The organism is Actinomadura sp. NPDC000600 (assembly GCF_040492135.1).
GTDB lineage: Bacteria > Actinomycetota > Actinomycetes > Streptosporangiales > Streptosporangiaceae > Spirillospora.
The window spans coordinates 1-20,472 of record NZ_JBEUPD010000057.1; the positions used below are offsets into that span (position 1 = coordinate 1).

18 protein-coding genes and 2 tRNA genes are annotated in these 20,472 nt (G+C 72.5%); 6 read left to right on the forward strand and 14 right to left on the reverse strand.

Going from position 1 to position 20,472, the window contains the following annotated elements; genetic code table 11:
• The first annotated feature begins 598 nt into the window (after positions 1 to 598).
• On the forward strand, positions 599 to 1,576 hold the full coding sequence (locus tag ABWI07_RS41410; protein ID WP_353821906.1) for an ATP-binding cassette domain-containing protein: 978 nt from the start codon (positions 599 to 601) through the stop codon (positions 1,574 to 1,576).
• Positions 1,573 to 2,394, forward strand: coding sequence for an ABC transporter permease (locus tag ABWI07_RS41415; protein ID WP_149261629.1), 822 nt, complete (start codon positions 1,573 to 1,575; stop codon positions 2,392 to 2,394). The genes ABWI07_RS41410 and ABWI07_RS41415 overlap by 4 nt, the downstream gene beginning before the upstream one ends.
• Positions 2,395 to 2,490: 96 nt before the next feature.
• Here ABWI07_RS41415 and ABWI07_RS41420 read toward each other — a convergent pair whose 3' ends face one another.
• Positions 2,491 to 5,724, reverse strand: a complete 3,234-nt coding sequence (locus ABWI07_RS41420) for an ATP-binding protein (RefSeq protein WP_353821892.1) — start codon at positions 5,722 to 5,724, stop codon at positions 2,491 to 2,493.
• A gap of 68 nt (positions 5,725 to 5,792) precedes the next feature.
• Between ABWI07_RS41420 and ABWI07_RS41425 the strand changes: the two genes are divergently transcribed.
• From ABWI07_RS41425 to ABWI07_RS41435, 3 genes are read left to right on the forward strand one after another with little or no spacing between them, the layout of a single operon-like run.
• Entirely contained in the window at positions 5,793 to 6,050 is a 258-nt protein-coding gene (locus tag ABWI07_RS41425; protein WP_353821893.1) for a DUF7218 family protein, read from the forward strand.
• A gap of 60 nt (positions 6,051 to 6,110) precedes the next feature.
• Entirely contained in the window at positions 6,111 to 6,620 is a 510-nt protein-coding gene (locus ABWI07_RS41430; protein ID WP_353821894.1) for a DUF1360 domain-containing protein, read from the forward strand.
• Positions 6,621 to 6,668: 48 nt separating this feature from the next.
• Positions 6,669 to 7,784, forward strand: coding sequence for a baeRF2 domain-containing protein (locus tag ABWI07_RS41435; RefSeq protein WP_353821895.1), 1,116 nt, complete (start codon positions 6,669 to 6,671; stop codon positions 7,782 to 7,784).
• Here ABWI07_RS41435 and ABWI07_RS41440 read toward each other — a convergent pair.
• From ABWI07_RS41440 to ABWI07_RS41480, 9 genes are all read right to left on the reverse strand, one after another.
• Complete coding sequence (locus ABWI07_RS41440) at positions 7,771 to 8,835, reverse strand: RNA-guided endonuclease TnpB family protein (RefSeq protein ID WP_353821896.1); 1,065 nt, start codon at positions 8,833 to 8,835, stop codon at positions 7,771 to 7,773. The genes ABWI07_RS41435 and ABWI07_RS41440 overlap by 14 nt on opposite strands.
• Positions 8,836 to 9,013: 178 nt before the next feature.
• Positions 9,014 to 9,086: transfer RNA gene (locus ABWI07_RS41445), tRNA-Ala, on the reverse strand.
• Positions 9,087 to 9,175: 89 nt separating this feature from the next.
• A complete protein-coding gene (locus tag ABWI07_RS41450; RefSeq protein WP_353821897.1) occupies positions 9,176 to 9,556 on the reverse strand; it encodes a hypothetical protein in 381 nt (126 codons plus the stop codon).
• Between the two features lie 114 nt (positions 9,557 to 9,670).
• The gene (locus tag ABWI07_RS41455) at positions 9,671 to 9,901 is read right to left on the reverse strand and encodes a hypothetical protein (protein ID WP_149261623.1); all 231 of its coding nucleotides are present in this window, start codon (positions 9,899 to 9,901) and stop codon (positions 9,671 to 9,673) included.
• A gap of 346 nt (positions 9,902 to 10,247) precedes the next feature.
• Positions 10,248 to 10,320 (reverse strand) — tRNA-Ala (locus ABWI07_RS41460).
• Positions 10,321 to 10,399: 79 nt separating this feature from the next.
• Entirely contained in the window at positions 10,400 to 11,062 is a 663-nt protein-coding gene (locus ABWI07_RS41465) for a histidine phosphatase family protein (RefSeq protein WP_353821898.1), read from the reverse strand.
• Positions 11,055 to 11,468, reverse strand: a complete 414-nt coding sequence (gene rsfS, locus ABWI07_RS41470) for a ribosome silencing factor (RefSeq protein WP_149261621.1) — start codon at positions 11,466 to 11,468, stop codon at positions 11,055 to 11,057. Before rsfS ends, ABWI07_RS41465 begins: the two co-directional genes overlap by 8 nt.
• A gap of 146 nt (positions 11,469 to 11,614) precedes the next feature.
• Positions 11,615 to 12,214 carry a nicotinate-nucleotide adenylyltransferase gene (gene nadD / locus ABWI07_RS41475; protein ID WP_149261620.1) on the reverse strand — a complete coding sequence of 200 codons (600 nt, stop codon included), beginning with the start codon at positions 12,212 to 12,214 and terminating at the stop codon, positions 11,615 to 11,617.
• Between the two features lie 53 nt (positions 12,215 to 12,267).
• On the reverse strand, positions 12,268 to 13,554 hold the full coding sequence (locus ABWI07_RS41480) for a phenylacetate--CoA ligase family protein (protein ID WP_353821899.1): 1,287 nt from the start codon (positions 13,552 to 13,554) through the stop codon (positions 12,268 to 12,270).
• A 90-nt stretch (positions 13,555 to 13,644) separates the two neighbouring features.
• Between ABWI07_RS41480 and ABWI07_RS41485 the strand changes: the two genes are divergently transcribed.
• Positions 13,645 to 14,679, forward strand: a complete 1,035-nt coding sequence (locus tag ABWI07_RS41485) for a M48 family metallopeptidase (protein ID WP_149261619.1) — start codon at positions 13,645 to 13,647, stop codon at positions 14,677 to 14,679.
• Positions 14,680 to 14,736: 57 nt separating this feature from the next.
• Here the strand turns inward: ABWI07_RS41485 and ABWI07_RS41490 are convergent, their stop codons facing one another.
• From ABWI07_RS41490 to obgE, 4 genes are all read right to left on the reverse strand, one after another.
• A complete protein-coding gene (locus ABWI07_RS41490; RefSeq protein ID WP_353821900.1) occupies positions 14,737 to 16,494 on the reverse strand; it encodes a TIGR03767 family metallophosphoesterase in 1,758 nt (585 codons plus the stop codon).
• Positions 16,495 to 16,558: 64 nt separating this feature from the next.
• Positions 16,559 to 17,818, reverse strand: a complete 1,260-nt coding sequence (locus ABWI07_RS41495; protein ID WP_149261617.1) for a glutamate-5-semialdehyde dehydrogenase — start codon at positions 17,816 to 17,818, stop codon at positions 16,559 to 16,561.
• Positions 17,819 to 17,834: 16 nt separating this feature from the next.
• On the reverse strand, positions 17,835 to 18,941 hold the full coding sequence (gene proB, locus ABWI07_RS41500) for a glutamate 5-kinase (protein WP_149261616.1): 1,107 nt from the start codon (positions 18,939 to 18,941) through the stop codon (positions 17,835 to 17,837).
• An 87-nt stretch (positions 18,942 to 19,028) separates the two neighbouring features.
• Entirely contained in the window at positions 19,029 to 20,426 is a 1,398-nt protein-coding gene (gene obgE / locus ABWI07_RS41505) for a GTPase ObgE (RefSeq protein ID WP_149261615.1), read from the reverse strand.
• Positions 20,427 to 20,472: the final 46 nt, after the last annotated feature.

A 20,472-nucleotide genomic window follows, 5' to 3' on the forward strand; every position in this document is an offset into this window, starting at 1 on the left:
AGGCACTGGCTTTTAACACGCTGTTGAGTTCTCAAGAAACGGACACCCACCGCGCCGAACCCCGCTCCCGCGGACCCCGGCTCCGGGGCAACCCTGCTAACTTACCAGACCCATCTCCACTGTCAAGCAGATCCGTGAAGATCTTTTCGACGAGTCGGAGGTGTGCCCGTCCCCACGCGACGACACATCCCCAGGCCGAAGAGACCTGGAAAGATCGTTCCGTAGGAGGCGCCCTGCGGGCCGGCCACCTCTCGGCGTCCTGCATCCCGTCCGGGCTTGTACTTCAAGAGTACCTCGGCCTGCAGCACGCTGCGAACCGTTTTCCTCTGTCCGTGTCCCCCGGGGCCGTCCGCCTCTCGGCGTCCCGCATCCCCTTGGGGCACCACAGAGATTAGGCAGCCCCGGAAGAGCCGTCAAATCGGGATCGGCCCCTTGTTCGTCCCTCCCGCGAAACCCGCAGGTCATGCGCGGTTCAATTCGACGGAATCAGTGCCCCGTCAGTGCCGCGTCAGCGTCCGCCCGCCGGTGTCCGCGCCACGTCAGCGCCTTCCCCCACGGTGGTGACCGTCACAGCGAAGGACTGATGAAAGGCACCCAGATGGACGAAGTGATCCGCGCGGAGGGGCTCCGGAAACGGTTCGGGGAGACGAAGGCCCTGGACGGTGTGGACATCACGGCCCGCCGAGGCACGGTCCTCGGGGTCCTCGGCCCGAACGGAGCGGGCAAGACCACCGCGGTGCGCGTGCTGGCGACACTGCTCAAGCCGGACGCCGGGCGCGCCGAGGTGGCCGGATACGACGTGGTGAAGGACGCGGTGCGCGTCCGGGCGAAGATCGGGCTGACGGGGCAGTACGCGTCGGTCGACGAGGAGCTGACGGGCTTCGAGAACCTCGTGATGATCGCCCGGCTGCTGGACTTCGGCCGCGCGGAGGCGAAGGCGCGGGCGCGGCGCCTGCTCAACCGGTTCCGGCTCACCGACGCGGGGTCCCGCGCGGTGAAGACGTACTCGGGCGGGATGCGCCGGCGGCTAGACCTGGCGGCGAGCCTGATCAACCACCCGGAGATCATCTACCTGGACGAGCCGACGACCGGGCTGGACCCGCGGGCGCGCAACGAGGTCTGGGACACCGTCCGGGAGGTCGTCGCCGACGGGGCGACGGTGCTGCTGACCACGCAGTACCTGGAGGAGGCCGACGCCCTCGCCGACCGCATCGCGGTGTTCGACCACGGGCGGGTCATCGCCGAGGGCACCTCCGACAGCCTGAAGTCGCAGGTCGGACGGCAGACGCTGGTGGTCCGGGCGGCCGAGCCGTTCCGCGCCGCGCAGCTCACCGCGATCGTCGCGGAGCTGACCGGTGAGCGTCCGGAGGTGCAGCAGGCCACGGGCCTCGTCACGGCGCCCGTGTACGATCCGCGGCTGCTGTCGGTTCTGGTGCGGCGGCTGGACGAGGCGTCCATCGTGGCGGCGGAGCTGGCGTTGCGGATGCCGAGCCTCGACGAGGTGTTCCTCACACTCACGGGCCATCTGGCCGAAGAGCCCAACTCCGAGCTCGTTTCCGAGGGGAGCGTCGCATGACCGCCATCACCGTCGACGGCCGTCCGCCCGCCGCGGAGCCGCCCGCGCGCATCAGCGCGCGGCGGACGCTGCGGCACGGTCTCACCCTGGCGTGGCGCAACGTCGCCCAGTTGAAGCACTCGCCCGAAAAGCTGCTGGACACGACGCTGATGCCGATCGTGTTCCTGCTGCTGTTCCTGTACGTGTTCGGCGGCGCGGTGGCCGGCGACACGCATTCCTACCTGCAGCAGCTGCTTCCGGGCCTCGTCGCGCAGATGGCGATGTTCGCCACGATGGGGCTCGGAACGGCGCTGAACGAGGACATCCACAAGGGCGTGTTCGACCGGTTCCGCAGCCTTCCGATCGCCCGTTCCGCGCCGCTGCTCGGGACGGTCCTCGGCGACACGGTCCGGTTCATCACCGTGATGACGGTGCTCGTGGGGTTCGGGTCCGCCCTCGGGTTCCGGTTCCACACCGATCCGCTGTCGGTGCTGGCGGCCTTCGCGCTGGCGTACGTGTTCTACCTGGCCGTCTGCTGGATCTCGGTGCTCGTGGGGCTGGTCGCGCCGACGCCTGACACGGTGCAGGGGTTCTCGTTCATCTGGGTGATGCCGCTGACGTTCGGCAGCAGCATCCTCGTGCCGGACACGTCCACGATGCCGGGCTGGCTGGAGGCGTGGTCGAAGGTCAACCCGGTCACGCATCTGGCGGAGTCGGTGCGCGCGCTGACCGTCGGCGGCCCGATCGGGAACCACGCCTGGTACACGCTCGCCTGGGCGGCGGGAATCGTCCTCGTCACGTTCCCGCTGGCCATGCGCATGTACTCGCGGAGGGCCTGACGGCCGGTCCGCGTCGGAAGGCGCGCCGCCCCGGAGAACCGTTCGGGGCGGCGTGCCTTGCCCGTCCCGGCGAACCGGGGCCGGGCACGGTGCCGCTCAGACGGAGGCGACCAGCTCCTCCGCCTGCTCGAACACCTCGTCCCGGGTCACCTGCCGGCCGCGCTCGTACGCGGCGGCGAACGCCTCCTCGCCGAGGACGCCGCTGACGAGCGGCAGCGTCCGGCGGACCTCGTAGCTCGCCGTGTCGCGGTAGCCGAGCAGCTTGTGCGCCGTGCCCAGTAGCTCGGCGGCCCGCACGTGCCGCCCGCGCGCGGCGGCGTAGGCGGCGACGCCCTCGACGAGCGCGGCCACGGTCGGGTTCCCCATGAACGTGTCGTTCCGGAGACCGCTCAGCGCTTGGACGTGCCGGCGCGCGGCGGCCTCCAGGTCGCCGACCTCCTCCGCGAGGCAGCCGAGGCGGCTGGACGTCCGGCGGGCGACCTGCACGATGTCGGGGCGGTGCCCGCGCGACTCGATCCACCCGCACGCGCGATCGGCGTGGGCGCGGGCGGCGGCGCGGTCGCCTTCCAGCAGCGCTATCTCGCACAGCATGAGGGAAGCGGTCGCGGCGTCGGCGAAGTCGCCGATGCGTTCGGACTGCGCCATGGCGCGCTCCAGGTCGGCGCGGGCGCGGGCGACCTCACCCAGTTGGGCCCGTGCCCACGCGAGCTGCGCGAGCAGTTGGGAGCCCTGCTCGGGGCTGACGTCGACCGTCGCGTACCCGTACGCCTCCTCGCCGAGCCGGACGGCCTCCGCCAGGTCGCCGCGCGCCACGGCGGTCTGCATCATCCCGCTCAGCGCGACGATCATCCCGAACCGGTCGCCGAGCTCGCGGAACCGCGCGTAGCCGTCGGCCGCCTGCTCGGCGGCGTCGTCGATCTCACCGTAGTTGATCCCCAGGTGCGCCAAGATGACGCGGACGACGGCGCGCACCCACGGATCGTCGTGGTCGCGAATGCGGCCCAGACCACGCCTGACCTCTTCCATGTCTCCGCTGAGCACGTTGGACGCCGTCTCGGCGAGCGCGAGCACGGGATGCGAGGGTGAGGGGGGCACCACGGCCGCCGCCTCGCTCATGGCCCGGCGCAGCGACTCCTGCGTCGGCCCCTCCTCCTTGGTCATCTCACTCACGAGGGCGGCGGAGACGACGCACATCGCGTAAGGCTCCTCCAGGCCGCGCGGCGCGGCGCCGCCCGCCATGTCGCGGACGGCGATCGTCCAGCCGCCCGCTTCGCGTTCCATGTCGCGCAGGATCCAGAACCACACCAGCCCGGCCACGAGCCGCAGGGCCGTCTCGACGTCGCCCACCTCGGTGACATGGCGGAAGGCGACGGTGAAGTTCTCGCGTTCGGCGGCCAGCCGGGCGGACCAGAGCAGCTGGTCGCGGCGGCGCAGTTCGGGCTCTGCGCGCTCGGCGAACTCGACGAGGTACGCGGCGTGCTCGTCGCGGACGCGCCGGGTCTCGCCAGCCTCCTCCAGCCGCTCCCCCGCGTAGACGCGGACGGTCTCCAGCAGCCGGTACCGGACGTCGGTGTCGCCGTCGGCCATCACCAGCGACTTGTCGATGAGCGCGGCGATCACGTCGATGACGTCGCGGGGGTCGGGCGCGTCCGGCGCGTCGAGGCCGCACACGCGGACGGCGGCGTCCGGCGTGGCGCCGCCGGCGAACACCGCGAGGCGGCGCAGGACGGCGCGCTCCCGCTCGTCCAGCAGGTCCCAGCTCCAGTCGACGACGGCGCGCAGGGTCCGGTGCCGGGGCAGGGCGGTGCGGCTGCCGCCGGTCAGCAGCCGGAACCGGTCGCCGAGGCGGGCCGCGACCTGGCCGGGGGTGAGGGAGCGCAGCCGCGCGGCGGCCAGTTCGATCGCGAGCGGGATGCCGTCGAGCGCGCGGCAGATCTCGACGACGTCGGCGACGGTGCCGGCGTCGACCGCGAAGCCGGGGCGGACGGCGGCGGCGCGGTCGGCGAACAGCCGCACCGAGGCGTAGCCGAGGGCGTCGGCCGGGTCAGCGGTGCCCTCCTCCGGCAGCGGGAGGGACGGCACCGGGCACAGCGACTCGCCGGTGATGCCGAGGGGTTCGCGGCTGGTCGCGAGGACGCGGACGCCGTCGGCGTGCGCGACGACGTGGTCGACGAGCCGCGCGACGGCGTCGATGAGGTGCTCGCAGTTGTCGAGGACGAGCACCATCCGCTTGGCGGCGAGGAAGTCGGTGAGCCGTTCGAGGGGCCGCACCACCGCGCGGGTCTCGGTGGGACGGACGCTCTCGGGAACGCCCAGCGCCGACAGCACCGCCTGCACCACGTCGCCCGGACCGCTGACGGGGGCGAGCGGAACGAACCACACGCCGTCCGGCATCTCGTCGACCAGCGCGCCGGCGCTCTCCCCGGCGAGCCGCGTCTTGCCGGCGCCGCCGGGACCGGTGAGGGTGACGAGCCGGGTCTCGCGGAGCAGCTTGCCGACCCGCTGCGACTCCTCCTCCCGCCCGACGAAGCTGGTGAGCCGCGCGGGCAGATTGGTGCGCGCGGACCGCGGGCCGGGCGGAGGCGGCGGCGCGGGCTCCGGCGCCCGGGCGGTCGTCTCGCGGCGCAGGATCGACAGGTGGACGGCGGCCAGTTCCGGGGACGGGTCGACGCCGAGCCGGTCGGCCAGGGCGCGCCGCGTCTCCTCGTACACCTCCAGCGCCTCGGCCTGCCGCCCCGCGGCGTACAGGGTGCGCATCAGCTGGCCGCGCAGCCGCTCGCGCAGCGGGTTCGCGGCGGCGAGGGGCTCCAGTTCGGCGACCGGCGGAACGGGGAGCCCGGCGGCGATCTCGGCGTCGACCCGGTCCTCGACCGCGGCGAGCCGCAGCTCCTCCAGGTGCGCGACGGCCGCGTGGGCGAAGTCGGCGTCGGCGACGTCGGCGAGGGCGGGCCCGCGCCACAGCGCGAGCGCCGCGCGCAGGCCGTCCGCCCGCGCGCGGGGATCGTCCTCGGCCCGAGCGGCGGCGACGCCGCGCTCGAACGCGACCGCGTCGATCTCGCCCGGGTCGATCCCGAGCCGGTAGCCCGCGGGGCCGTGCTCGACCATGTCCCGCCCGGCGACGCCGCGGAGCCGGGACACGAGCGCCTGCAGGGCGTTCCCGCCGGGGGGCGCGCCCTCCCACAGGTCGTCCAGGAGCCGCTCGGCCGACACGGGACGGCCCGCCTCGGCCGCCAGCCGCACGAGAAGGGCGCGCAGCCTGCGGCCCGCGACCTCGACGGGCCGCGCGGCCTCGTCCCGCACGTCGAGCGGCCCCAGGATGCCGATGCGCACGCGTGCCCCCTTCCCGCGTGTCATTGTCCCCGATGTGTGGATCTCGCGAGCCGGGTACGTGTTTCGACATGCCCAGAGCACAGATCAAGGACGAGAAGAAGTACCAGAAGCTCCGCGACAAGGGAGAGAGCAAGGAGAAGGCGGCACGGATCGCCAACGCGTCCGCGAACCAGGGAAGCAAGAAGGTCGGCCGCAAGGGCGGCAAGAGCCCCTCCTACGACGACTGGACGAAGGACGAGCTGCTCCAGCGCGCCCGCGAGATCGGCGTCGAGGGCCGTTCCTCGATGACCAAGTCGGAGCTGGTCAAGGCGCTGCGCGATCACTAGGCGAGCGCACCCCGAGGGCGACGAGTTCTGCCTGATCGTCCGGGAACGGAAGGAGAACCCATGAACGCGGTCGTCGACACCGCGCGCAGGCAGAAGGAGGAGTACGCCGCCGGGCAGGACCGTCCCCTCGGCTCCTACCTCGGCACCCTGGCCGTCTACGCGCTCACCACGGGGACGCTGGCGCTGCTCGGCCGCCGCCTCCGCGACCGGACCCCGGCGATCGGCCTCGCCGACCTGGCGCTGATGACGATCACCACGCACAAGGCGTCCCGTCTCATCACCAAGGACCCGGTGACGAGCCCCCTGCGCGCCCCGTTCACCCGCTACTCCGGGACGGCCGGCCCCGCCGAACTGTCGGAGGAGGTGCGCGGCAAGGGCGTCCGGCACGCCGTCGGCGAGCTGATCACCTGCCCGTTCTGCACCGCCCAGTGGGTCGCGACGGCCTACGCGGCGGGCCTGGTGTTCGCCCCGGACGCCACCCGCCTCGCCGGCGCCACGATGACCGCGGTCGCCGGCTCGGACTGGTTGCAGCTCGCCTACGCGCGGCTCCAGCAGTCCGCCGAGGACTGACGCCCCGCACATCACGTTTGCCACGAATACGGGGGGTACGGCCAACCCATGGATCTGGCATTCCTCAAAACGCTGTACCAACGTCCGGGCCCGTACGCGTCGGTGTACGCGGACCTCACCCGGACCACCGAGGACGCGTCCAAGGCCGCCGAGCTGCGGTGGCGGGCGCTGCGCGCGGAACTGGAGGCGCAGGACACCCCCGAGGCCACGCTCCGCGCGATCGAGCAGACCATCCGGGACGACCTGGAGATGCGCCGCTCCGAAGGCATCGTGATCTTCGCCGCCGACGGCGAGGTGGTGTACGGCGACCGCCTCCCGGGCCCGCCCCGCAGCACGCGCGCCACCCTCGCCCCGCTCCCCGACGTCCTGCCCTACCTCGCCGAGCGCGGCGAGCGGTTCCCGCACCTGCTCGCGGTCGTCGACCGGCGCGGCGGCGCGATCGACTGCGTCACGGCCGACGGGAAGCACGAGCGCATCGACGTGGACGGGGACGAGCAGTACCCCATCCGCAAGGTGAAGGCGGGCGACTGGAACCAGTCCCGCTTCCAGCGCTCCTCGGAGAACGTCTGGAAGATCAACGCCAAGAAGGTCGCGCACGAGATCGACAGGGCGGCGGAGCGCTGCGGCGCCGAGGCCGTCGTGATCGCCGGCGACACCCGCGCCCGGACGGCCGTGCTGGAGGAGGTCTCGGAGCACGTCCTGGAGCACACCGTCGAGGCCGACAAGAACACAACGGTCGACGACCCGGACCTCGACGCCGAGCTGCGCCGCCTCCTGCAGCTGAAGTCCACCGAGCGCGTCATGACCGTGGCCGAGCGCTTCGACCGGGAGCTGGCGAACGGCCAGCGCGCCGTCTCCGGCCTGGACGCGACGACGGAGGCCGTGCGCCAGGCCCGCGTGGAGACGCTCCTGCTGGTGGACGACCCGGACTCGCAGGCCCGGCTGTGGGTCGGGCCCGACCCGTCCGAGGTCGCCACGTCCGCGGATCAGCTGCGCGAGGAGTTCGGCGTATCCGACCCCCGCGAGGTCCGCGCGGACGCCGCCCTGGTGAGAGCGGCCGCCGCCACCGACGGCGAACTGGTCGTCCTGCCCGCGGACGGCCCGACCCCCGACCAACATGTGGGCGCCGTCCTACGCTTCACCGCGTCAACTACTCGGCCTTGAAGGGACCGAGTCTTCTGGTTCGGTCCTTGGGGCGTTGTTCGCGCTCCCGACTGCCCGTTACGGCGGGGCGGTCACGGGTCGCATCCACCTCGATGAAGGCCACACCGGCGCGGCGGGCCTTGTACTCGATGAAGGCGCCGAGCTGGCGGAACGGCCAGGACGACAGGCGTGCCCGCTGGTCGCGAGGAACCGTGACCCGTCCGCGGATCCCACACAGCTCTTCGAGTGCGATGCCGCGTCCGGTGCGTGCCGCGACGGCGACGACCTGCTTGGAAATCGTGTGGTTGACGTGGCGGGCGTGCCGGGCCTCCCGCCGGGCCCGCTTCTTCAGCAGCCGGGCCGCCGACCGGGTGCGTTTGGCCTGGAGTTCGGCGCGTTTGCGAGCCTGCCAGCGGCGGTAGCGGTCCAGGCGCCGCCCTTGATGTTTGTCGCCGTCGCTGGTGGTGGCCAGGTTGACGATGCCGCGGTCCACGCCCACCCAGTCGGCGGGTTCGTACACCTGCGGTTCGGGGATGTCGCAGGTGGCGATCAGCAACCACTTCCCGTCCCGGTGGACGAGGTCGGATTCACCGCGCCGGTGCGCGGCCAGTGTCTTGGCCTGCTCGGGTGAGCAGGCGAACCGCAGATGCTTGGCCCGGCCTCTCACGGTCCAGATGCTGACCGTGCCCGCGTCCAGCTGCCAGGACAGGCACCGGCCGTCGTAGGTGTGCGCGGCCTCGGGGCGGAAGGCGATCGGTTTGGCCTCGGCTTTGCGGCGCCGCTTGGAGCCCGGGCCGCCGAGGCCGCCGCCGCGCATGCCGGCCCGCAGGGCAGTGTAGGCGTCCACGACCCGTTTGATCACGTGCTGGGCGGCCTGGGCGCCCAGCCCGCCGGCCTTGAGGTCGCCGTAACACAGCCTCCGCAAGGGCAACTCCCGGGCACGGAGCCCGAACCGGGCGAAAGCGACAGCCGAGACGTGATCGGCGGCGGTGTTGACCTGGTGGAGGGTGTCGGTCAGGGCCGCCGCCTGCTCGGGCGTCGGCAGCAGCCTCACCTGCACCACCAGCTTCACAATCCGTGACCATATCATTACGCTCACCGGATTGCTCGGGGTCGGGCCCGGGCGGCGCTCACGCACCGCGCACGACACAAGCGATCCCTCCCGGCCCCGCAAGGACCGGGGTCCTCGCCAGAAAACCGCCCGAACATACGAAAAGGAGTGGCGCTCTGCGCCACTCCTGCCTCGTTTGTGGAGCTATGGGGATTCGAACCCCAGACCTCCTCCATGCCATGGAGGCGCGCTACCAACTGCGCCATAGCCCCTCGGTCGAGGAAAAGCTTAGTGCACGTTGGGAGCGCTCGGGACGCGCGGCCGCGGAGGTGCGCCTCCGCGGCCGCCGACCGCGGCAGGGCTACTTCGCGGTGAAGACGTACAGCAGGTCGTTGGCCGTCGGCACCTGGACGACGAGGCTCCTGAGCCACTCGTACGCGCCGAGGAGCGTGTCGCTCTCGACCGTCTTGCCGCTCGCGTCTGTGCGCTCGGTGTGGAGCTCGTTGGAGTACTGCTCCTTGCTCTGGTCGCGGACGTCGCACAGTATCCGGCCGGGTTCGGCCCCGCGCGGGAGCAGCTTGAGGTGCGACAGCACGTCGAGCGCACTGGTGCAGTCGTCGACCTTCTGGGTCTCCGGGGCGGGCGGCGGAGCGGCCTGCGCGGGGACGGTCGTCGCTGCGACGGACGCCCCGGCGACCGCCGCGGCCAGCAGCAGCCTCTTCCCGGTGAACCGGCTTGTCATGGGGTCAACCCTCATCTCGATCGTGCATCGCCACGGGAGGGCCTTCCCTCATGATCAACATCGCGAAGCACGGCCGGGGGAAAGGCAGCCGCCGCCATGGTGAAGGCTTTGCGGTCAGACCCACCCGAGCCGCTCGCCGACCTCGTCGGGCGCGTAGCCCCGCGCACCCCCGTCGCCGATCCACACCATCCCGTCCGCCTCCGCGACGGTCCCCACGGCGTGCTCCTGCGGCATCCGGGGCTGGATCGCCAGCCGCACCTGGGCGTCGGGATCGAACCGGCGCAGCTCGTCGATCAGGTCCGCCACGGTGACCTCGCGCTTCGCCCCCCTGCGGTGTCTTCCCATACCCCGCATGAAACCACCCCCGCGCCGATGCTCCACCCACCGAGCACCCCCCAAACGCCCAACGGCCCACCCCCCTCGCCAAGGGGCCCAACACCCCAGGTCAAGAGCGACCAAGGGGGGCAAGGGGGCGAAGCCCCCAAAGAAGGGGGCAAGGGGCGAAGCCCCAAAACGAAAGCGCGCTCACACCGACCACGCGGCGACCGGTGGACGACCGGGGACCTGAGCCGGGAGGGGGCGTGGGGGCGGAGCCCCCACATCGGGGGTCTGGGGGTCGCCCCCCAGGCAGAAATGAAGAAGGGAGTCCCGACCCACGCTTTCCGTGGGTCGGGACTCCCAACTCCATTCGTGGAGCTATGGGGATTCGAACCCCAGACCTCCTCCATGCCATGGAGGCGCGCTACCAACTGCGCCATAGCCCCGCCGCCGCATGGACGTTCATCCTGCGGCGCCCCGCCAGTGTATAGGACGGGCGGGACTGGTCTCGAATCGTTTCGGACGTCAGGTGCCGGTGTCGGGGCGGTCGTCGCTGAGGACGGGTTCGGGGAGGGTGCCGGCGTTGTGCTCGGCGAGGCGCCAGCCGCCGTTCCGCATCTCGGTGACGACCGACCAGCAGCAGTTGGACAGGCCGCCGAGGCGCTCCCAGGTCTCCTCGGGGAGGCCGAGGAGGTGGGACATGCCGAGGCGGAGCGCGGCGCCGTGGGAGGCGACGACGAGCTGCCCTGTGGGCTCCAGGTCGTCGAGGGCGCGTTCGAGGGCGGCGCCGACCCGCTTGGCGACCTGGGCGCTGGTCTCGCCGCCGGGCGGCTGCCAGGCGGCGTGCTCGGCGGGGTAGCGCTCGCTGATCTCGCGGGCGGTGAGGCCCTCCCATGCGCCGCCGTCGCGTTCGATGAGGTCCCGGTCGTACCGGACGGGCAGTCCGGTGAGGTCGGCGAGGGCCTGGGCGGTGTCGGCGGCGCGGCGCAGCGGCGAGGCCAGCAGCGCGGTGGGCCGGAGCCCGGCGAGGAGGCGGGCGGCGCGCTGGGCCTGCGCGACGCCGGTCTCGTCGAGAGGGATGTCGGTCTTGCCCTGGAAGCGGCGTTCGACGTTCCACGAGGTCTGGCCGTGCCGCCAGAGGACGAGCCGGCGTCTGCCCGGTTCGCGGGCCGGGCGGGCGTCACTCACTCGGGCTCCCGACGGCGCGGGCGCGCTGGGCCTGGTGCGCGGTGACGGCGGCCGGCAGGTCGATGAGGGGGCAGTCTTTCCAGAGCCGTTCGAGGGCGTAGAACATGCGGTCCTCCTCGTGCTGGATGTGCACGATGATGTCCGCGTAGTCCAGCAGGACCCAGCGGCCCTCACGCTCGCCCTCGCGGCGGACGGGCTTGGCCTCGGCCTCCTCGCGCAGGCGCTTTTCCACCTCGTCGACGATGGCGCGGACCTGCCGGTCGCTGGGGGCCGAGCAGAGCAGGAACGCGTCGGTGATGACGAGCTGCTCGCTCACGTCGTAGGCAAGAATGTCGTCGGCCAGCTTGTCGCCCGCCGCCTCGGCGGCGATCCGGACGAGCTGCGCCGCCCTCTCGGATGCGGTCACGATGCGCTCGCGATCCTCCCTGTAGGGGTCGTCTCCGCTCCCACCCTCTCACGTGCGGCGGTCGATCGACCTCTTTGTCGTTGTTCGACCGCAATGGCGGTTGCGGCCCCGTTCTCCATCCCAGAATAGGCGGCGGCGCCGTCCCGTCAGGCGGCGGTGCGGTAGAGGCCCCGCTTGTTGATGTACTGGACGATCCCGTCCGGGACGAGGTACCAGATGGGTTCGCCGGAGTTGACGCGTTCCCGGCACTCGGTGGAGGAGATCGACAGGGCGGGCACCTCCATGAGGGAGACGCGCCCGTCGGGCAGCCCGGGGTCGGCGAGCCGGTGGCCGGGGCGGGTGACGCCGATGAAGTGCGCGAGTTCGAACAGCTCGGCGGTGTCGTGCCAGGTGAGCATCTTCTCCAGCGCGTCCGCGCCCGTGATGAAGAACAGGTCGGCGTCCGGGCCCTGGATCTCGCGCATGTCGCGGAGCGTGTCGACGGTGTAGGTGGGGCCGGGCCGGTCGATGTCGATGCGGCTGACGGAGAAGCGCGGGTTGGACGCGGTGGCGATGACGGCCATGAGGTAGCGGTCCTCCGCGGCGGCGACCTTGCCCATCTCCTTGTGGGCCGAGAGGCCGGTCGGCACGAACACGACCTCGTCCAGGGAGAAGAAGTGCGCGACCTCGCTGGCGGCCACGAGGTGCCCGTGGTGGATCGGGTCGAACGTGCCGCCCATGATCCCCAGGCGCCGCTTTTGCGTCATAGCGACGACAATAGCCAGCCGGACCGGCGCCCGGAACGCCCGCCCCCGGCCCCTCAGGCCAGGCCTGGCAGCGGCGGCTCTCCGTCTTCCCAGGTCACGACGCGGACGGCCTTGCCCACCTCGACCCTCGGCACGGTGCCCTCGGGCAGCACCGCCACCTCGGCGGTGAGGCCGAGCGTCTCGTACAGGGCGTGGACGAGCTCGGCCTTCGGGTCGCCGGAGACGGCCTCGCAGGCGACGAGCAGCCGGGCGGAGGGGCTGCGCCGGTCCACGACGAGCTGGTAGTGCGGCCGGACAAGCCCGGAGCCGAGCAGGACGCGCTCGACCTCGCTCGGGTACACGTTCACGCCCCGGACGACGATCATGTCGTCGGCACGGCCGAGGACCTTGCTCATCCGGACCAGGGTCCGACCGCAGGCGCACTCGCCGCGGGTGAGGGACGCGATGTCGCCCGTCCGGTAGCGCAGCAGGGGCAGCGCCTGCTTGGTCGGGGTGGTGAAGACGAGCTCGCCGGGCGTTCCGTCCTCGACGGGGTCGCCGGTGGCGGGGTCGACGGTCTCGACGATGAAGTGGTCCTCGTTGACGTGCAGGCCGTCCTGCTCCAGGCACTCGGTGGCCACACCCGGCCCGATGATCTCCGAGAGCCCGTAGACGTCCATCGCCTTGATCGGCAGGACGTCCTCGATGGCCGTGCGCAGCTCCTGCGACCACGGCTCGGCGCCGAAGAGCCCGGCCTTGAGGAAGTCCGGCTCCACCCCGGCCTCGGCGACGGCCTCCCCCAGCCGCAGCGCGTACGCGGGAGTGCAGGTCAGGATGTCGGGGCGGAGGTCGGCGAGCATGCGCACCTGCCGGTCGGTCATGCCGCCCGACATCGGCACGACGGTCGCGCCGAGCGCCACGGCCCCCTGGTGGATGCCGATCCCGCCGGTGAACAGCCCGTACCCGTAGGCGTTGTGCACGATGCTGCCCGGCGACGCCCCGGCGCAGGACAGGGAGCGCGCGCACATCGCCGCCCACAGGTCGAGGTCGGCCTTGGTGTAGGCGACGAGCGTCGGGCGCCCCCGCGTCCCGCTGGACCCGTGCACGGCGGCGACCTGGTCGCGCGGCACGGCGAGCATCCCGAACGGGTAGTGGTCCCACAGGTCCTGCTTGGTGGTGAACGGGAGGTCGCGGAGCCCCGCGAGCTTCACGTCGGCGCCGCGCCCGACCCCGGCCTCCTTCAGGCGCCGCCCCTGCACGCCCCCTGCCGCGAGGAGCCGGTCGACCAGCCCCCACACCCGGTGCCGCTGGAGCGCGGCGCGCTCGTCGAGGGACATCGCCTCGGCCTTGGGGTCGAACATGGCTGCCTCCCGGGCGCGGCCAGAGCCGGACGGGCTTCCGCGGCGGGGAACCCTCAGGCACGGTTGATCGTCGGAACTACCATGCCAGACATGACGGAGAACACACCGGATCGAGCACGTACTCGGTTCCCGGGGATCAGTTCCCGGGCCTACGAACACCCGGCGGACCGGTCGGCGCTGGTGGCGCTGCGCTCGCTCTCCGGGTTCGACGTCGTCCTGCGCAAGCTGTCCGGACTGGTCAACGAGCGGGCACTGCGGCTGATGTTCCTCGGCGGGACGGTGCGCGTCGGCGAGGACCAGTTCCGCCACATCTACGACATGGTCCGCGACGCCTCGTACATCCTGGACATGCCGGAGGTCCCCGAGCTGTACGTCCGGCAGGACCCGACGCCGAACGCGATGGCGCTCGGCTCCGACCACCCGTTCATCGTGCTGAACACCGGCCTGATCGACCTGCTGGACGAGGAGGAGCTCCGGTTCGTCGTCGGGCACGAGGTCGGGCACATCCTGTCCGGGCACGCGGTGTACCAGACGATGATGCAGATCCTCCTGCAGCTCGGGGCGCGGCTGGCCTGGCTGCCGCTCGGCAACGTCGGCATCGCGGCGATCATCATCGGGCTGCGCGAGTGGTTCCGGAAGGCGGAGCTGTCGTCGGACCGGGCCGGGCTGCTCGCCGGGCAGGACCTCGACGCGGCCAAGCGGGTGAACATGAAGCTCGCCGGCGGGACGCGGCTCGGCGAGATGAGCAGCGAGGCGTTCCTGCAGCAGGCCCGCGAGTACGACGCGGCCGGCGACGTGCGGGACGGGCTGCTGAAGTTCATGAACCTGCTCGGGCAGACGCACCCGTTCGCGGTGATCCGGTTCGCCGAGATCGACCGGTGGGCGCGCAGCGGCGAGTACGAGCGCATCCTGGCCGGGGACTACCCGCGCCGCGACGACGACGACAGCGCGTCGGTCCGCGACGGGATCAAGGAAGCCGCCCAGTCCTACCGGGAGTCGTGGGAGCGGACGGCCGACCCGTTCGTCGGCAAGGTCCGCGACATGGCCGACGCGGCGGCCGGTGCGGCGGGCGGGCTGTTCGACCGGTTCACCCGGCGCGACAACGGGCCCACGTCCGGGAACTGACCGGGCACCGAGCCAGGGCCGCCGCGACACGGACGCGGCGGCCCTTCGCCGTTCCTGTCAGAAGGGCCTAGGGACCAGCAGCTCGACGTTGCGGTCGGCGGCCTCGCCGCGGCGGTTCTCCTCGCGGTCCTGCCAGTCGTTGGCCGACAGCTCGCGCGACAGCGACGCCAGCCGGACCGGGTCGGTGAGGCGGCCGCCGTAGGAGGCCGGACCGGCGGAGTCGAGGATCGTCGCGAAGACCGACAGGGTGCCGTCGCCGTTGTCGGCGAGCTCGACGATGCGGCTCTGCTGCGGGAAGTCGATGTGCGCGGCCGTGTTGACCTCCCAGAACCCCCCGCCGCCCTTGCGCGCGTGCGGGATGACCTGGTTGCGGTGCGTGTGGCCGTTCACCCACAGGACGACGTTCGGGTAGCGCAGCAGGAGCGCCTCAATCTCGTCCCCGAGGACGCGGTCGCCGCCCAGCGGGTTCTCCAGCGAGCCGATGGGGTGGTGGCTGAACAGGACGAACAGCCGGTCCTTCGCGGCGTGCTTCACGACCGTGCCGTCCGGGGCGATGTAGCGGCTGCTACCGGCCTTGAGCTGCGCCTCCAGCCACGCGAACTGCTTCCTGTCGAGCGAGCCCTCGGAGTAGCCGTTGGGGTTCACGGTGTCGAGGACGAGACCGCGCACGACGCCCTTGTCGAAGGCGTAGTAGGCGGTACCGTCGCGCAGGTTGGAGAGCGTGAAGCCGTGGCCGCGCAGGGACGCGGTGGTCTTGAAGTGCTCGGCGACGACCTCGGCGCGCGAGAGCATGCGGCGGTTCGGGTCGGGGGTCACCGGCCGGAACAGGCCGCCGGCGCCGCCCTGCTCGCGGCTGAGCCGGACGAGTTCGGCGGCGTCGCCCCCGCTGATCATCCGGGCGAGGCGTTCGGCCTGGCCGGAGTCCGCCGGAGCGCCGATCTTGATTCCGCCGGTGGCGAGGCCGGTGACCAGCGGGTTGGTCGGCAGGTTGCCCTGGACGAGCCCGTCGTGGTTGCCGAACACGGCCAGCCACGGCGCGTCGAGGCCGGTCGCCTGGAACGGTCGGCGTGCGGCGTCGATCAGGCCGTGCACGCGCGGGAAGCCGTACCTGGCGCTCGGGAGGTCGGCCTCCGCGCCGGGCGGCGGGCCCTCGGGATGCCAGAACGAACGGTCGTAGGACGCCCAGTCCATGACGCCCTCGTACCGGTTCGGGTCGCCGGAGTCGGGGCGGATGCGCCCGCCGTCCAGCAGGTCGATGATCCAGCGGATCTCGTTGTACTGCACGTTGTCGGCGGCGTCGCCGGTGTTGATGGTGAAGGCGAGGCCGAGCCCGGTCGCCGGACCGCGCCCGACCCTGTTCATCGCCTGGACCATGGCCTCGGCGACCTGCGTGGACAGGATCTCCTGCGGCCGGTAGGCGCCCTCGACCGGCAGCAGGTCGAGGCCGTCCTTGAGCCGGTCGATGAACTCGACGCGGGCCGGGGACTGCGCGTCGATGACGTGCACGTCGGTGAGGTGGCCGAACGCCAGGATGCCGCGGCGGGTGGCGGCCCGGCGCGCGGACGCGGCGCCGCCGAGGTCGCGGCGCAGCAGGTGCGGCTCCCCCGGCCCGGCGGTCACCTTGCGGTACCCGCCGGCGCCGGCGGCGCCGAGCAGGTACGTCCGGTCGAGGGTGGTGCCGGCTGCGGGGCCGCGCAACGCCGGCGCCGCCGCGGCGGCGGGGCGTGCGGGGAAGGCGGCCAGTCCGGTGGTGGCGATCCCCGCGCTGAGGGCGGCGCCCTGGATGACGCGGCGGCGGCTGTACTGACGAGTCACAATCGTGAATCAGACCACACCCGCACACGTGACATCAATGGCAAAAATGTCACAAATCCGGACCTCAGCCGCGCACGTGCCCTTCCCCCACCACCACGTACTTGGTCGACGTCAGCTCCGGCAGCCCCATCGGGCCGCGCGCGTGCAGCTTCTGCGTCGAGATGCCGATCTCCGCGCCGAACCCGAACTCCTCGCCGTCGGTGAAGCGCGTCGAGGCGTTCACCATCACGGCCGCCGAGTCGACCAGCGCCACGAACCGCTTCGCGGCCGGCTGGGACGTCGTGACGATCGCCTCCGTGTGCCCCGAGCCGTACCGGCGGATGTGCGCCACGGCCTCGTCCAGCGAGTCCACCACGCGGGCGGCGATGTCGAGCGACAGGTACTCGGCGTACCAGTCGTCCTCCGTCGCCTCCACGACGTCCCCGCTGTAGGAGCGGACGCGGTCGTCGCCGTGCACCGTGACACCGGCGCTCTTCAGCGCCTCAAGCGCGCGCGGGACGAACGTGTCGGCGATGTCGGCGTGCACCAGGAACGTCTCGGCGGCGTTGCACACCGAAGGACGCTGCGTCTTGGCATTCAGCAGGACGTCCACGGCCATGTCGACGTCGGCGGCGGCGTCCACGTACACCGCGCAGTTGCCGACGCCCGTCTCGATCACCGGGACGGTCGACTCCTCCACCACCGAGTTGATCAGCGAGGCGCCGCCGCGCGGGATCAGCACGTCCACCAGGCCGCGCGCCCGCATCAGGTGCCGCACCGACTCCCGGGACGTGCCCGGGACCAGCTGCACCGCGTCCGGCGGGACCTCGGTGCCGGTGAGTGCGCCCTGCATCACCTCGACGAGCACCGTGTTGGAGTCGTACGCCGACGACGAGCCGCGCAGCATCGCCACGTTCCCGCTCTTCAGGCACAGCGCGGCGGCGTCCACGGTCACGTTCGGGCGGCCCTCGTAGATGATCCCGACGACGCCGAGCGGCACCCGCACCTGCCGCAGCTCCAGCCCGTTCGGCAGCACGTTCCCGCGCACCGTCTCCCCCACCGGGTCCGGCAGCGCGGCGACCTTCCGGACCGCGTCGGCGATCGCGGCGATCCGCTCCTCCGACAGGCTCAGCCGGTCGATCATGTACTCGGAGGTGCCGTTCGCGCGGGCCCGCGCGACATCGGCCTCGTTCGCCTTGACGATCTCCGGGGCGGCGGCGACCAGCGCCTCGGCGATCCGGTGCAGCGCCGCGTCCTTCGCCGACCGCGGCAGCGGAGCCAGCCCGGCGGCGGCATCCCTGGCGCGCCGCGCCACCCGCAGGAACTCCTCGCGCTCGTCGCTCATCAGCAGGCACTCCCTGTCATCGCAGTATCACCAGATGGTCGCGGTGGATTATCTCGCGTTCGTACTCGGCGCCCAGCTCGCGGGCCAGCCAGCGTGTCGAGCGCCCCATCAGCTCCGGGATCTCGGACGCGTCGTAGTTCACCAGGCCGCGCGCGACGACCCCGCCGGCCGCGTCGCACAGGTCGACCGGGTCGCCCGCGGCGAAGTCGCCGTCCACGCCCGTCACCCCGGCCGGAAGCAGGGACTTGCGGCGCCGCACGACCGCCTCGACCGCGCCCGCGTCCAGCATGACGCGGCCCTGGCCCGTCGTCGCGTGCGCCAGCCACAGGTCGCGGGTCGACATGCGGCGGCCCGCCGCCGGGTGGAACAGCGTCCCCACCTGGTCGCCGGCGAGCGCGTGCGCCGCCGACGCGGCGTTCGTCAGCACCACCGGGATACCCGCGATCCGGGCCGCCTCCACCTTGGTGACCATGCCGCCGGTGCCGACCCGCCCGGACCCGCCGAGCTCGACCTCGCGCAGGTCGTCCGGGCCGTGCACCTCGTCGATGCGGCGGGTCCCGGGACGGCGCGGGTCCCCGGTGTAGAGGGCGTCCACGTCCGACAGCAGGACCAGCGCGTCCGCGCGGATCAGGTGCGCGACGAGCGCGGCCAGCCGGTCGTTGTCGCCGAACCGGATCTCGTCGGTGGCGACCGTGTCGTTCTCGTTCACGATCGGCAGGACGCCCATCGCGAGCAGCTGCGCGAGGGTGCGCTGCGCGTTGCGGTGGTGCGAGCGGCGCATCATGTCGTCGGCGGTGAGCAGCACCTGCCCCACCGTCAGCGCGTACCGGGCGAACGAGGAGGTGTAGCGGGCGAACAGCAGGCCCTGCCCGACGCTCGCCGCCGCCTGCTGGGTCGCGAGGTCGGGCGGGCGGCGGGTCAGCCCGAGCGGCCCGAGCCCCGCCGCGATCGCGCCGGACGACACGAACACGATCTCGGTGCCCTCGCCGCGGCGCGCGGCGAGGACGTCCACCAGCGCGTCGATGCGGTTCGCGTCGATCGTGCCCTGCGGCGTGGTCAGCGACGACGAGCCCGCCTTCACCACGATCCGCCGCGCCTTCGCGACCGCCTCACGCCCACTCATGACCAGACCCCGCTCCAACCTGCACGCTGTGAGGTGTTCCCTGTGGGGGGACGACCCCCCACGCCCCCCGGTTCGCTTCGCTCAGTTTTAGGACCAGCCGTCGAGACGGCGGTCGGTGCCGCGCGGACCCCTCGTGCCCTCGCCCGCCGCCACCTCCGGCTCCCAGTCGAAGACGATCGAGTCGTCGGGCGTCCCGATCAGGACGGTGGCGCCGGCGGCGGCGCCCGCCTCGGCGAGCGCGTCCTCCACGCCGAGCCGGGCGAGGCGGTCGGCCAGGTAGCCGACGGCCTCCTCGTTGGCGAAGTCGGTCTGGCGCAGCCAGCGGACCGGCTTCGTCCCGGTGATCAGGTAGGTGTTGTCGCCGAGGATCCTGACCTCGAAGTCGGTGTCCCCGCCGACCGGCTCGGGCCGGATGACGATGCGGGTGGGCTCCGCCGGCGGCAGCGAGGCGCGGTACTCCGCCACCATCGCCGCCATCGCGAACGACAGCTCCCGCAGCCCCTCGTGCGACGCCGCCGACACCTCGAACACCCGCAGGCCGCGGGCCTCGAACTCGGGCCGCACCATCTCGGCGAGTTCGCGGGCGTCCGGCACGTCCACCTTGTTCAGGACGACGATGCGCGGGCGGTCCGACAGCGGGCGGTCGCCCAGCACGCGGTCATAGGCCTGGAGCTCGCGCTCGATGACCTCGAAGTCGCTGACCGGGTCGCGGCCCGGCTCCATCGTCGCGCAGTCGAGCACGTGCGCGAGGGTGGAGGAGCGCTCGATGTGGCGCAGGAAGTCCAGACCGAGGCCGCGGCCCTCGCTGGCGCCCTCGATCAGGCCCGGCACGTCCGCGACCGTGAACGTCGTGTCGCCCGCGCTCACCACGCCGAGGTTCGGGATCAGCGTCGTGAAGGGGTAGGCGGCGATCTTCGGCTTGGCGGCCGACAGCGCGGCGATCAGCGACGACTTGCCCGCGCTGGGGAACCCGACGAGCGCCACGTCGGCGACGCTCTTCAGTTCGAGGACGACGTCGCGCTCCTCCCCCGGCTCGCCGAGCAGCGCGAACCCGGGCGCCTTGCGCTTGGCCGTCGCCAACGCCGCGTTCCCGAGGCCGCCGCTGCCGCCCTTGGCGATCACGAACCGGGTGCCCTCGCCGACCAGGTCCGCCAGGACGGTGTCGCCCGACTTCACGACGGTGCCGTCGGGGACGGGGAGGATCACGTCGTCGCCGTCCGCGCCCGTCCGGAGGCTGCCCTGGCCGGGCCTGCCGTTGCCCGCCTTGCGGTGCGGGCGCCGGTGGTACTCCAGGAGGCTCGCGGCGTTCGAGTCGACGACGAGGACGACGTCGCCGCCGCGGCCGCCGTTGGCACCGTCCGGGCCGCCGAGCGGCTTGAACTTCTCCCGGTGGATCGAGGCGCAGCCGTTGCCGCCGTTGCCCGCCGCGACGTGCAGCACCACCCGGTCGACGAACTGCGCGCCCGATCCCGCTCCAGCGGCCACGGTGACTCTCCTCAGGAAACCTCGGTGAAAAACGGCGAAGGAGCGG

What these genes read in the sequence shown, in the direction of transcription:
- ABWI07_RS41410 (WP_353821906.1), top strand. Translation starts at nt 599, where the DNA reads ATGGACGAAGTGATCCGCGCGGAGGGGCTCCGGAAACGGTTCGGGGAG.
- ABWI07_RS41415 (WP_149261629.1), top strand. Translation starts at nt 1,573, where the DNA reads ATGACCGCCATCACCGTCGACGGCCGTCCGCCCGCCGCGGAGCCGCCC.
- ABWI07_RS41425 (WP_353821893.1), top strand. Translation starts at nt 5,793, where the DNA reads ATGCCCAGAGCACAGATCAAGGACGAGAAGAAGTACCAGAAGCTCCGC.
- ABWI07_RS41430 (WP_353821894.1), top strand. Translation starts at nt 6,111, where the DNA reads ATGAACGCGGTCGTCGACACCGCGCGCAGGCAGAAGGAGGAGTACGCC.
- ABWI07_RS41435 (WP_353821895.1), top strand. Translation starts at nt 6,669, where the DNA reads ATGGATCTGGCATTCCTCAAAACGCTGTACCAACGTCCGGGCCCGTAC.
- ABWI07_RS41450 (WP_353821897.1), bottom strand. Translation starts at nt 9,556, where the DNA reads ATGACAAGCCGGTTCACCGGGAAGAGGCTGCTGCTGGCCGCGGCGGTC.
- ABWI07_RS41455 (WP_149261623.1), bottom strand. Translation starts at nt 9,901, where the DNA reads ATGGGAAGACACCGCAGGGGGGCGAAGCGCGAGGTCACCGTGGCGGAC.
- nadD (WP_149261620.1), bottom strand. Translation starts at nt 12,214, where the DNA reads ATGACGCAAAAGCGGCGCCTGGGGATCATGGGCGGCACGTTCGACCCG.
- ABWI07_RS41480 (WP_353821899.1), bottom strand. Translation starts at nt 13,554, where the DNA reads ATGTTCGACCCCAAGGCCGAGGCGATGTCCCTCGACGAGCGCGCCGCG.
- ABWI07_RS41485 (WP_149261619.1), top strand. Translation starts at nt 13,645, where the DNA reads ATGACGGAGAACACACCGGATCGAGCACGTACTCGGTTCCCGGGGATC.
- ABWI07_RS41495 (WP_149261617.1), bottom strand. Translation starts at nt 17,818, where the DNA reads ATGAGCGACGAGCGCGAGGAGTTCCTGCGGGTGGCGCGGCGCGCCAGG.
- proB (WP_149261616.1), bottom strand. Translation starts at nt 18,941, where the DNA reads ATGAGTGGGCGTGAGGCGGTCGCGAAGGCGCGGCGGATCGTGGTGAAG.